Below are 12,339 nucleotides of genomic sequence, written 5' to 3'. Positions count from 1 at the left end.
GTTTCGATAAAAATTTTAGCTGCTAGTTAGGGCGGCCCCGGATCGTCACCCGGTGCTCGTGTTGTGAAATGGTAATGGGAAGAATGCTTTCAAGCGCACTCAGAAGATCGTCCATATTATCGGTCGGGACGATTCCGTTCACCGTTTGGCTTTTCAAAGAATCATTTTCAATACTAACGGTCACTCCATACGTTTCCTGGATCAGCACGGCTATTTCCGCCAGCGACGCGTCGTTCAAAGTCCAGCGGTTGTTCTTCCAGGAATACATCGGACTCGCGTCGGGCAGGTGACGGATGAGCAACCGCTGTTTACTCCGCGAAAAATCGACCAGGTCGCCGGGTTTCATCCGAATTTCCTTTTCCGAAGGGTCATTGAGCCGCAAATGCACCAGGCCTTCGCTCAGTACTACCTGCGTCTGGTACTGCCGGGTATTAACATTGAATTCCGTCCCACGCACTTCCACATTCAAGTCGCGGGTATGAACTGTGAATTTGACCGCCTGACCCCCTTTTTTCAATTTGCTTACACTAAAAAAGGCCTCCCCTTCCAGCCAAACCTCACGCTCGGTGCGCCTGCCCCATCGGTCAGCAACGCGCAAACTCGAATTTGCATTGAGCGTCACCAGGGTCCCGTCGGGCAGCAGCACCCGCCGCGATTCGCCGAACGCCGTGTGGTAGGTATGCTTCTGACCCGTCCGGTAGAAATAGCCTCCAAATGCGACCAGCAGCAGTACCACCGCGGCCGCGGCTTTCAACCATATCATCCGGTTTCTGAAAACGATAACCTCCCCGCTTTTACCTTCCTCGATTCCCTGCCAGATCCGGTCGACGGTTTCAGAGCTTGGTGCCGTGCCCTCATCGGACGAAGCGAGCAACACCATTTGCCGTGCCAGTTCAATGTCGCGGGCCTTGGAAGGATTGTTGCGCAGCCAGTCGAGCCAGAAGCGTTCCGTTTCGGGAGTAGGATGAAGCACCCAGCTGCAAAAAAATGCATCGGTCGCAAAATCCTCCGGCTCAAATGACAAATAATTCATGGAAAAATCTGGTTTTTCATCCTTCAAAAACAAATGGAGAAAAGGTTGGTAGATTACCCCCGGAAAAAGAGAATTATTTTAAAAAAATCCGATGCGCCCTCCCGCCATTTAAAAATGACGAAAATATATCTATGACCGTCGTTTTTAAACGACGGAAACGAGCGGGCAGGGGTTAGTGAAAAATCAGGAGAATCAATGCAGTTAAAATGATTTCAGAATAGCCTGATAGCAACTCGCGGAGCCCCTTCATCGACTTTTGCAGCGTATTATGTACTGATTGCAGCGAGATATTCATGATCTCGGCGATCTGCTGGTGGTTGAACTCGTGATAGTAGCGAAGATTCACCACCTCCTGCTGGCGTGGAGGCAGTTGCGTGAGCGCACGGCCAAGTGCGCGCGAGCGGCCCTGTTTGCTCTCGGTATCGATGAGTTCACTTTCGGTCGAAACGGAAAAAAACCGGTGCTCGAAAGCGGAAATCTCCGCCCCGGCACCGGCTACGTTTCGGTTTAGCGGGTGCTGCGTGATCTTGCGGCGCAACACCCGGAAAAGGTAATATTTAATGCTATCGGTGTTTGAAAGCCTTTTGCGGCTGTTCCAAAGCTCGATGAACATGTCCTGGATCGAGTCTTCGACCAACTGCGTATCGGCAGTCAGTTTATGGCCATACCGGTAAAGGACGTCGATATGGGATTTGTAAAGCATTGAAAAGGCCGTTTCATCCCCGCTTCGGAAACTTCTCCACAAGTCTGAATCATTCATAGGAAATGGTGCCGGAAAATGGATCGATAAGTCCGGCAAACCTAAAATCCCACCCTTAAAAAAAGCTTAACAAAGCATTAACAAGTCCCGTTTTCGGTCATTTTTTTAAACAATTTCAATAAAAAATAGGTCATTAACATTTCAAATACTGATTATCAGGGTTTTAAAAGCGTTCCGTCGCTCTTCCGTACCGTCCACCGCGACTTGGTTCCGATCGGATATTTGGCGGCTTCCTTTTCGTTAATGTCAATGCCGAGGCCTGGGGTTTCGTTCACATAATAGTAACCGTTTTTGATGGTCGGGCAACCTGGGAAAACTTCCTGAACCTTCTCGCTGAACCGCTGGGATTCCTGGATACCGAAGTTCCACACGGCAATATCAATATTGTTGTTGGCCGAATGCCCTACCGGCGAAGTGTCGCCCGGCCCATGCCATGCAGTCTTCACATTGAACCATTCGCCGAGTCGCGCCACTTTCATGGCGGGCGTAATACCGCCGATCTGCGAAATATGGCAGCGGATGTAGTCGAACAGCTGGTTTGCCATCGGGTCACGGAACTCGTTGATATTGTTAAAAAGCTCTCCCATCGCGATCGGCACGGTCGTACTCTGGCGCAGCTGTTTGAACCAACCCATATTCTCGGGAGAAAACGGATCTTCGATGAAATACGGGCGATATTCTTCCAAACCTTTGATCATATTGATGGCATCCATAGGCTCCACGAGCTCGTGCATATCGTGCAGCAGCTCAATGTCCTCGCCGCATCTTTTACGCACCATTTCGAACATTTTCGGAACGCGTTTCAGGTAGGTGCGCTGGTCGCTGAAATCGTCGGTAGCCCGGCCGAAACCCGCAGCTTTAAAATCGGGCTTGATCTCTTCCATGGCCCCTACCCCTCCGTAACCGCCCTGCTGGATGCGGATGTGACGGAAACCTTCGGACATATATTGCTGTACTTTATCGGCGATGGCCTCTGGCGTAGGCCCGCTCGCGTGTGTGTAAGTATCCACCGCAATGCGCGCCTTCCCGCCAAGCAACTGATGTACAGGCACATTGGCGCGTTTCCCTTTAATATCCCAAAGAGCTTGATCCAGGCCCGATAATGCATTGTTCAGCACGGCGTCGTTGCGCCAGTACGAACTCACATAGGCCGACTGCCACATATCCTCGATATTATCGACGTCCTTTCCCACACAAAACTCATCCAGGTAAATATCCACCGCCGGTATCACCACCTTCGCGCGTTGTGTGAACGTGGCGCAACCGAGGCCGTAAAGTCCTGGTTCGGAGGTTTCAACTTTCACTATCACGAGGTTGGAGCCGCCCGGCGCGGTAGTGATGGCTCGCACTTTTTTGATCGTCACAGGCGCCGCGCCTTTGGCATATTGCGGCGTTACGTAGCGCTCGGCACGGGCTCTGGGGCTGTCGAAAAGCGATAGCAGACCGGCCGCAGAACCTGTCGCGAGCATTCTCATCGCGTTTCGGCGGCTGGTTTCGGTGGAGTTTTCTTTCTTGTTCATGCTGTACAGGTTTAGTGTTATTTCAATGCAAAAGCGATGTAATTCCCGCCGATCCTCTGTCCGCGGCCACCACCGGCTGCGATCACAATGTATTGCTTCCCGTCGATCTGGTAGCTGATCGGCGTTGCGAACCCTCCGGCTGGCAGCTGGTATTCCCAGACGGTTTTACCCGTTTTCTTATCGAATGCGCGGATTTTCTCGTCTTTGGTACCGGCTATAAATACTAATCCGCCGGCCGTTACAAGCGGGCCGCCGTAGCTATCGGTGCCAGTGATCGGGATGCCTTTTTTAGTCAGCTCCGGGTATTCGCCGAGCGGCACGCGCCAGAGGTATTCTCCGGTATTCAAATCGATCGCATTCAATGTGCCCCATGGTGGTTTTACACCGGGATAACCGTTCTGATCGGTGAAGCGCTGCCAGGTTTTGCTCACATAGGCGGGCATGTACGGGAAGCCGTCCTTATTAGCGGGCCTATTAGTCGCGTTAGCCGTTTTCAAGGGCAGTGAACTTGCTTTTTCACGGTTCAAAAGAAAGTCAATCAATGCATCGTGCTCCTTGTCCGACAAATGCCCGAACGACGGCATTCGGCCGCTACCGGTTTTGAGAACGCCTTTGATCTGCGCGGGACTTAGTTTTTTACCAATATCTGCCAATGCAGGCAGTTCCGGTCCGCTGCCTTTCCGGTCCTGACCATGGCAGGCGGCGCAGTTTGCCAGATACAGCGAGTTACCCAATGTCCGTGGCGCCTCCGATTTCTTTTGTGCCGCATCCACCATAATCAGTTCCCAGGGCTCTTCATTTACATTCTGGTAAAAAACGCCATCGGAATCGACCGCATTACCGCCCCATTCGGCGCCGCCGCTATAACCGAACAGCAATGTGCCCGTCGTGCTGGGGGGAGCGAATTTGTGGTCTGTTTTGATTTTGGAATAACGCTCCTTCACGTAGGCATGCGCCTCCGGGGAAATATCTGTAATATCCGCTTCGGTAAACACCTGCCGGGAAAGCGGCGCGGGTTTTAACGGAAATTTTTGCGTCGGGTAAGGATGCTCGCCGGGGAGACCATTAACCGGTACTTTGCGCTCTTCCACAGGGAAAATAGAGATGCCTTTATCGCGGTCGAGCACGTAAACGAGGCCGTCTTTCGTGCTTTGAACTACCACATCTACCTTTTTGCCATTGTGCGAGATAGTGGTCAAATTCGGCGGGCTTGGGTGGTCGCGGTCCCAAAGGTCGTGGTGGATGGTTTGGTAATGCCATTTCCGTTTGCCGGTTTCGGCGTCGAGGGCCATAATACAGTTGGCAAACAGGTTGCTACCCTTGCGGGCGCCGCCGTAGAAGTCGGAGGCCGGGGATCCTGTACCAAAATACACCACACCCCGCTTTTCATCGAGGCTCATGCCGCTCCAATTGTTGGTAGCGCCGATCTTTTTGTAAGCGTCCCTGGGCCAGGTCTCGTAGCCATATTCACCGGGCTGAGGTATCGTATGAAAAACCCATTTCAATTTCCCCGTTACCACGTCAAATGCACGAACGTGCCCCGGCGCGGCGTCGCCGGATTCGGAAACCGCCGAGCCAAGGATCAATGTATTTTTAAAAACAATTCCCGGGCTTGTCGCATTCACCGAGAGTTTGCTCACATCGTGGTCCAGGCCTGTTTGCAAACCGGCATGAATATCCGTTCTGCCTTCTTTTCCGAAACGCTTGACGATCTCGCCTGTAACCGCATTCACCGCGTACAGGCTCGATCCGACCGTATAGAGTATACGTTTATCGTTCCCATTTTCCCAATAAACCACGCCCCTGTTGGAATTGAGGCGGTCATCCTTCAATGGCTCGAATTTCCAGATCTGCTTACCGGTACCGGCTTTCAATGCAAACAGTTTCAACTCCGGCGTCGTACCGTACAAAATGCCATTCACAACGATCGGCTGACATTGAATGGCGCGGTTGCGCTGGCGGCCGGGGTTCGCGAGATCCGGCTTCTCGGAAGCGTCGTACATCCAGGCTACCTGCAAGTTCTGAACGTTACCAACATTGATCTGGTCTAGCGGCGAGTAGCGGTTACCTGCCTTGTTACCGCCATAATTCGGCCAGTCGGAATCCGGAGCCCCCAGCATCGTGGCTACACACAATGCACCCACCGACAAGCCAATGCCCTTTTTCCAAAGCACCGACCACAAAAACTGCTCGCTTCCCATTAATTTCAGTGTTTCGGTTTAAAGTTTCAGTTACTGAATCGACAGCTCGTTCAGCGTATATGCCTTGTCGCGCGATACCGTTTGTTCACGGATCGTTTTCACGTCCGCAGGACGCACGGGCGGTGAATTGGTGAACTCATGGCGCACATAGCTGAGCACCGAAGCGATCCATTCGTCATCGTTATCCTTCATGGAAGGCATTTCCGTTGGATAACTATTGCCTTCGATCGGCCCCGACAAGCCGTGAAGCAGGATACGCACCGAGGCATTGGTATTGTTTCTGTTCAGCCTTCGCGAACCGGTCAGCGGCGGGGCGGTTTTGCTCATCAGCCCCTTTCCGTCGGCCCCGTGGCAAGTCGCGCAAAGCGATTTATAGATCACCGAGCCGTTCACCACAAGCGCCCTGTCGGGGGCATCCAGCCGTCCCAGCTTCATGCCGAATTTCTTGGCATCTTCATTCTTTTCGACGCTCCGTTGCGCCCGCGCCAGCACCTCCGCGCCGTTTGCATTCCTTACAATATCACCAGCTAATGCTTTCGCTTTGGGCGACTCGCTGTATGCCAGTGAGAATATCAGCTGCATGCGCACATCGGCCACAGGATCGGACTTTAATGCCGCCAGCGTTTCGATCATCGCGTCGTTCTTTTTCAAATAGGGCTCCGTCATGCGAACAGCGGCTTTTCTGATCTCGAAGTCGCTATCTTTCAACGCACGGCTAATGCTCGTTTGATCCAATGCATTCAACCCTTCGAGCGTCCATAATGCGTGCAATCGCGCGAGCGCCGAAGGTGACGGGATCGCCTCGTTACCTTCACCCGCCGCAATGGCTTTGAGCAGCGAAACCACCGATTGGTCATTGCGCACAATCAGTTCCTTCTGCGCATTGTCACGCCACCAACCGTTGGCATGCCCCAGATAGCTCACCAGTTTTTTGGAATTTTCGTCCAGCATTTTGGGCCTGGGGCCTGGTGCCATTCCATCGTATACAAGTCGGTAAATGCGTCCATGCTGGATGTTTTTATCGAGGCCCAGTCGCTTGATCTGCGGGCGCAGGTAGCTTTTCGGTCCCGTCCAGTTGCCTTCCTGAATGATCCCCCGGTTCATATCGACGATGTACAGGCAGCCATCCGGTCCGGTGTACATATTCACCGCGCGGAAGTTCATGTCGGTAGAAGCAATGAATTCTTCGTTCTGATAGGCATTTTCCAACGTGATTTTACCGTTTCTGTTGGTAACTTTCGCACGCCGGATAAGCCTTCCTACCGGCTCGCTGATCAGCAAGTCGCCTTGCAAATCGGCGGGAAGCCGGTCACCGCGGAATACCACCTGCCCGCAACTGGCTGTAAAATGGTTCAGCGTCGTATCGGGCCTAAGGCGCTTCAAGCCGCCTTCTACGTCAGGGGTTTTGATGATCGGCCAAACTTCATTGAATTCTTCTTTGTACTGGTCATTAAACTCCATCCGGCCATAGATTGGGTTGATCTGAAAGCCTAAGGCAGGTGTTTCGCCTCCTGCCGACGAGAAATACAAACGGCCATAATTGTCGTGGGTAAGCCCCCATTGCCCGCTGGAACCGCTGGGAATGGAGTCGGGTTTTAAAATCCCGTTGGCATACCGGAAACGCACCGCATCGACGGCCATGTAAATCCAGTTATCTACGTTCCAGTCGAGACCGCTGCGCTGGTGTTCCAGGTTTCCAGGTGCTTTCTTGTCGGGAGTGTAAACCGGGCGCCTCTCGTCGGCAATGCCATCTCTGTTGGTGTCTTTATAACTATAAACATTGTAGGTATCCGTCTCGTTGACCAGCAATTCATTGCCTACACACAGCAACATTCTAGGGAGAAGCATTTTATCGATAAACACCGAACTCTTGTCCATTTTGCCATCATTATCGGTGTCTTCGAGCAGCATTACCCGGCTTGTGGGGGCGTGCTCGTCGGTGCCCTCCACGTCCTGCATATACGTATTGAGCTCGGCCACGTACATGCGCGCATTGCCATCCCACGCAATCGCCACCGGTTCGTGGATCATCGGCTCGCTTGCCACCAGTTCGAGATGGTAGCCTTTGGGCAATTTGAATGTTTTGATACTCTGCTCGGGTGTGAGGTGCGCGGGTGAAGGGTTGTCGGTAAATGCCGGAATCGCGCCAACCGATGCGTCGGTTGTGCGCAGCATTTCGTTTTTGGAACCGTTTTGCTTCGATACCTGGCAGGTAACCAGTGTAGCGGCGAGCAATCCGGCGATCCATATCTTCTTGTTCATGATGAGAGGTTTAATAAGGGTTAGGATTAGCGGGTAAATGTGTAAGTTTTCCCTTTTTCAGTCTTGAAATCATACAAAGCCGTTTCTGGTAGCTTTGTAGGAGCCATTTTCGCATCCGGAGAGACTATTGGCTTTGGAATATCAAGAATTTGATAAAATGGATTGCTGTTTGTGCTCCCGTCAGTGGCGAGCGCCAGGGCATTGCCTTTCAGCACATTCGGGAGCCTTAACCGGCAATTTCCGCCGAGGTTTGACTTGATCACCAGTTTTGAAACTTTTCCTTCCTTCCATTCCAATGACACGATTTCAAAACCGCCGCGTGCACGCAAGCCGCTGATCGACCCGTTTTTCCAGCTATCGGGAATCGCGGGGAGCAAATGAATGGCACCATCATGGCTTTGCAGGAGCATTTCGGCAATACCGGCCGTGCAACCGAAGTTACCGTCGATCTGGAACGGCGGGTGGGCATCGAAAAGGTTGGTATAGGTTCCGCCACCGCCTTTTTTCCCGGGGGCATTTACAGGTGACAGCTGATCGGTAATGAGCTTATAGGCACGGTTGCCGTCGAGGAGGCGGGCCCACCAGTTCACTTTCCAGCCCATCGACCAACCGGTAGAAACATCGCCGCGGTGTTCCAGGGAGGTCCTGGCGGCACTGAAAAGCTCCGGCGTACGGTATGCCGAAAGCTGGTGCGAGGGATACAATCCATATAAATGCGAAATATGGCGGTGCTTATCCTCGGGGCTATCGAGGTCTTCGAGCCACTCCTGCAACTGCCCGAACTTCCCAACCTGCATCGGCGGCAGCTGGGAACGTTTGGCTTTCAATGTATTTACAAAATCGGCATCCGTTCCCAATGCTTCCGCGGCGCGGATGGTGGCTGTGAAAATATCATACACGATCTGGTTATCCATGGTATTCCCCGCCCCGATCGTCGTTTTCGGGCGGCTCGCCGGGGCATTCTCCGGCGACATACCAGGCACCACCACCAACCACTGATGTGTGGGCTCGGGAACCAGGAAATCGACAAAGAATTGCGCTGATCCCTTCAAAGCCGGATACACCAATTTGAGGTATTCCTTATCACCCGAATAGCAATATTTTTCCCACAAATGCGTGCTCAACCACGCTCCGCCCATCGGCCACATGGCGTAGAAAATCGGGTCTACCGGGCCCGTAATGCGCCACAAATCGGTATTATGGTGTGCCAGCCAGCCCTTCGCTCCGTACATGACACGTGCCGTCTCCTGCCCGGTAACAGACAACTCCTTCACCATTTTTACCAATGGTTCGTGCAGCTCCGTCAGGTTGGTGACCTCGGCGGGCCAGTAATTCATTTCAGTGTTGATATTGATGGTATACTTGCTGCCCCACGGCGGGTTCATTTGCTGGTTCCAGATACCCTGCAAATTGGCCGGTTGCCCAACAGGCATTCCGTTTCCGCCCGGCTGCGATGAAGAGATCAGCAAATACCGGCCGAACTGGAAGTATAACGCCACCAGCTGCGGATCGTGCCCGGCTGAAAACTTTTCAACGCGCTCGTCCGTTGGCAGCTGCATCGCCTCGGAGCTCCCGAAATCGAGCTTTACGCGGTTGAAATAGTGCTGATAGGCGGCAATATGGCTTTTGAGGATTGTGGCAAAAGGCTTCGCCGCCGCTTTGTTCAGATACTGGTCCGCTTTGATCTGCGGATCAGCCGTGAGCGTTTTATAATCGACAAAATTGGTCGCAATGGAAATGTAAATCGTAGCTGCATTGGCCTTGCTGACCGTCAGCGAAGTATCTCCTGCGCTCAATTGCCCGCCCTCGTGCGCTACATGCACGTGCGCACGAAACGCGACCTGCCCTTTGACGCCTTCCTTATCTCCGCTAACCCCCGCAAAAATCATCCTTCCTCCTTTCTCCATCTTCCTTTCTCCCTTCTGCGGACTGTTCAGAAATGAGGTAAATGTCAGTTTCCCAGGCTTATCCGCCGTGAGACGGATCGCGATGATCTGGTCGGGCACCGAGGCAATGACTTGCCGGGTGAACTTTACACCGTCGACGGTGTAGGAAGTGGTGGTAACGGCCTTCTCGATATCCAGTTCACGATAGTAATCCGCGAACTTGTCGTGGCCGGGGAAATCGATATTCAAATTACCTACGGGCTGGTACATCATCCCGTTCGTGGTTTTCGACTCGATTTTCTCTGCGGCGAGATTGGCGGCCTCATTGTGTTTCCCTTCGAAAATCAGTTTTCGTACCTCTGGCAATGCAGCGAGGGCGTTGGGGTTGTCGTTGCGGTTGGGGCCACCTGCCCATACCGTCGATTCGTTGAGTTTGACGACCTCGTTTTCAGGGTTACCGTACACCATTGCACCCAGCCGGCCATTCCCGACAGGCAACGCGTCGGTCCAGGTCTTGCCGGCTGGTTTTTTATACCAGAGTTTCAAGGTACCCGGCGTGGCGACGCCCGGCGAGGCGACGCCCGGCGTTTGTGCAAAAGTTTGATTGGTGAAAACAAAAAGGGTCAGGCTTAGGAATAGGCGTTTCATGAAAAATTTGTTCGTGTCCATTGCGTTAAGAGGACAGAAACGAGGATTTTTAATGCTTTGGGTTGTTAAAGTTTGGTTAATCGGTGATGCCGCTGCACCAATTCAGCTCCCGTCCCGGGAGCAGCAGGGCGGCTGATTTGGCATAACGATGAGCAAATTAGGCAGGCAGGATTAACAGGGGCATTAATAAAAGCTTAATGCCGCGAGGAATTTTTGAAAAAGGTTGATCTAATCCGGGATTTTGCTGGTTACGTCCGGGCCGGCACTCCGATGTTCAAGCCTCAGCAATCCTCCGCATCTTCTCCATCAACAACTGCTTGTCCGCACGCGACTTTGCCAGCCCGAGCGATGCATTAAAACATTCCAGCGCCTTCCTATCATCAATACCCAAATACAACTCCCCGAGCAGCGAGTGGTACAGATGGTTACCGGCCAGGTTAAGCTTCTCGGCTTCGCAGATGGCTTCGCGTTTGGAGCGGGCTTTGGCAAGGGCGTAGGTACGGTTCAGAGCCGCGATGGGTGAATATTCGAGGATGAGCAGCTGGTTGTAATATTGAAGAATATGCTCCCATTTTTCGGGCGTATCGGCTTTGATGGTGTGCCAGTACCCGATTGCGGCTTCGAGGTGATAGCGGGAGAGCTGCTGGCCGACGGAGGCGCGGTTGAGATAATTTTCGCCGCGACAGATCAGCGTGGCGTCCCAAAGGCTCTCGTCCTGGTCCTGGTACAGTACGGTTTCGCCTTGCGGATTGGTGCGCGCCTCGAAACGCGACGCGTGAAAACACATCAATGCAAGCAATGCGTTTACGGGCGGGCTGTCGGTACCAGCGTTTTCTGTCAGCATTTTCGTAAGCCACATTGCTTCGATACAAACGTCTTTGCGCAGCGTAATATCCTTTCCAGCCGAATAGAAACCTTCGTTAAAAAGCAGGTATAAGGTCTTCAAAACTGCCTCCAACCGGGATTCAATGTCGCTTTCGGCAGGGAACTCCATTTTCACCTCCTCGGTCCGCAGCTTTTCCCGGGCGCGGTAAAGCCGTTTGTTGATCGTCTCCTTGCTGGTCAGGAATGCACTGGCAATCTCGCTGATCCCGAACCCGCACAGTACATTGAGCGCCAGGCCGATCTGCGACTCGACCGGAAGGGACGGATGACAAATGGCAAACATCATCTGCAACTGGCTGTCGGTGATATTCCGGGCTGATAAGTCGATGTCGATTTCTTCCCCCGGCGGACTGCTCCTCACCACCTGACCTGTCACTTTTTCCTTAAACAGCTTGTCGCGCCGCAGGTAATCCAGCGTTTTGTTGCGTGCGACGGTATAAAGCCAGGCCACCGGGTTGTCGGGAACACCCTTGATCCCCCACATTTCGGATGCCTGCAAAAAAGTATCGCTGGCGATGTCCTGGGCGATTTCAATGTGTTCGAGGCCAAAAGTTTTGCTTAGGACGGCGGTAATCTTCCGGTATTCGGTCCTGAACAAATGCGGTATCAATTCCTGGTTTTCCATGGCATTAAAGTAAATAAGCCTTTGCTGGTTACAAAGGCTTATCGGCGTTTGGGCAAAAAACTACATCCGGATAATGGGTCTGACTTCGACATTACCGCCTGCAAACAGGATCGGACAGCCTTTTGCCATTTCGGTTGCTTCATCCAGCGACCCGGCCCTGACCATAATAAAACCGCCTACCGATTCTTTGGTCTCGATGTATGGGCCATCTGTAACGACCTGTGAGGGCCTTACCACGTTACCTTCGTTGGCAAGCCGGTTGCCGCGATCGACCAGTTTACCCTGTGCAGCGATTCCGCCGATCCAGTCCATCCATTTCTGCATACTGTTTTGCAATGCTTCTGGCGACATGCCCGGCATTACCGCGGGATCATTTCTGAAAACAAACAAGAAGTCATTCATTTTGATATAAGTTTTAAGTTTTAAAGCCTGTTGACGAACAGCCTACGCGGGACTGGACAGAAGTCTGGTTTTTTTTCTGAAAAATACGAAAGCTGCGAAAGCGCGCAGTTGCTTTGG

At 52.6% G+C, this 12,339-nt stretch carries 8 protein-coding genes; all 8 read right to left on the bottom strand.

What is annotated here, in order from left to right; genetic code table 11:
- Window positions 1-22: 22 nt before the first annotated feature.
- The 8 genes from ACTJJJ_RS17095 to ACTJJJ_RS17060 all read right to left on the bottom strand — a co-directional run bounded on the left by ACTJJJ_RS17095 (window position 23) and on the right by ACTJJJ_RS17060 (window position 12,222).
- Window positions 23-1,033: a FecR family protein gene (locus ACTJJJ_RS17095; protein ID WP_440702453.1), complete on the bottom strand. Its 1,011-nt coding sequence runs from the start codon at window positions 1,031-1,033 to the stop codon at window positions 23-25.
- A gap of 172 nt (window positions 1,034-1,205) precedes the next feature.
- Window positions 1,206-1,736, bottom strand: a complete 531-nt coding sequence (locus ACTJJJ_RS17090; protein WP_426293424.1) for an RNA polymerase sigma factor — start codon at window positions 1,734-1,736, stop codon at window positions 1,206-1,208.
- A 212-nt stretch (window positions 1,737-1,948) separates the two neighbouring features.
- On the bottom strand, window positions 1,949-3,313 hold the full coding sequence (locus ACTJJJ_RS17085; RefSeq protein ID WP_426293423.1) for an enolase C-terminal domain-like protein: 1,365 nt from the start codon (window positions 3,311-3,313) through the stop codon (window positions 1,949-1,951).
- 17 nt (window positions 3,314-3,330) lie between these two features.
- Window positions 3,331-5,514: an outer membrane protein assembly factor BamB family protein gene (locus ACTJJJ_RS17080; protein ID WP_440702452.1), complete on the bottom strand. Its 2,184-nt coding sequence runs from the start codon at window positions 5,512-5,514 to the stop codon at window positions 3,331-3,333.
- A 30-nt stretch (window positions 5,515-5,544) separates the two neighbouring features.
- Window positions 5,545-7,776 carry a DUF7133 domain-containing protein gene (locus ACTJJJ_RS17075; RefSeq protein WP_440702451.1) on the bottom strand — a complete coding sequence of 744 codons (2,232 nt, stop codon included), beginning with the start codon at window positions 7,774-7,776 and terminating at the stop codon, window positions 5,545-5,547.
- Between the two features lie 26 nt (window positions 7,777-7,802).
- Window positions 7,803-10,310, bottom strand: coding sequence for a glycoside hydrolase family 95 protein (locus ACTJJJ_RS17070; protein ID WP_440702450.1), 2,508 nt, complete (start codon window positions 10,308-10,310; stop codon window positions 7,803-7,805).
- A 274-nt stretch (window positions 10,311-10,584) separates the two neighbouring features.
- Window positions 10,585-11,820, bottom strand: a complete 1,236-nt coding sequence (locus ACTJJJ_RS17065; protein ID WP_440702449.1) for an RNA polymerase sigma factor — start codon at window positions 11,818-11,820, stop codon at window positions 10,585-10,587.
- A 60-nt stretch (window positions 11,821-11,880) separates the two neighbouring features.
- A complete protein-coding gene (locus ACTJJJ_RS17060) occupies window positions 11,881-12,222 on the bottom strand; it encodes a YciI family protein (RefSeq protein WP_188933088.1) in 342 nt (113 codons plus the stop codon).
- Between the last annotated feature and the right edge of the window lie 117 nt (window positions 12,223-12,339).

Origin of the sequence: Dyadobacter sp. 22481 (assembly GCF_052044875.1) — a bacterium.
Classification (GTDB): Bacteria; Bacteroidota; Bacteroidia; order Cytophagales; family Spirosomataceae; genus Dyadobacter; species Dyadobacter endophyticus.
Note: the sequence above shows the minus strand (reverse complement) of the source record. Positions and strands in the feature narration are given on the sequence as shown.

Coding starts and splice junctions, on each gene's coding strand:
- ACTJJJ_RS17095 (WP_440702453.1), bottom strand. CDS start 1,033: ATGAATTATTTGTCATTTGAGCCGGAGGATTTTGCGACCGATGCATTT.
- ACTJJJ_RS17090 (WP_426293424.1), bottom strand. CDS start 1,736: ATGCTTTACAAATCCCATATCGACGTCCTTTACCGGTATGGCCATAAA.
- ACTJJJ_RS17085 (WP_426293423.1), bottom strand. CDS start 3,313: ATGAACAAGAAAGAAAACTCCACCGAAACCAGCCGCCGAAACGCGATG.
- ACTJJJ_RS17080 (WP_440702452.1), bottom strand. CDS start 5,514: ATGGGAAGCGAGCAGTTTTTGTGGTCGGTGCTTTGGAAAAAGGGCATT.
- ACTJJJ_RS17075 (WP_440702451.1), bottom strand. CDS start 7,776: ATGAACAAGAAGATATGGATCGCCGGATTGCTCGCCGCTACACTGGTT.
- ACTJJJ_RS17070 (WP_440702450.1), bottom strand. CDS start 10,310: ATGAAACGCCTATTCCTAAGCCTGACCCTTTTTGTTTTCACCAATCAA.
- ACTJJJ_RS17065 (WP_440702449.1), bottom strand. CDS start 11,820: ATGGAAAACCAGGAATTGATACCGCATTTGTTCAGGACCGAATACCGG.
- ACTJJJ_RS17060 (WP_188933088.1), bottom strand. CDS start 12,222: ATGAATGACTTCTTGTTTGTTTTCAGAAATGATCCCGCGGTAATGCCG.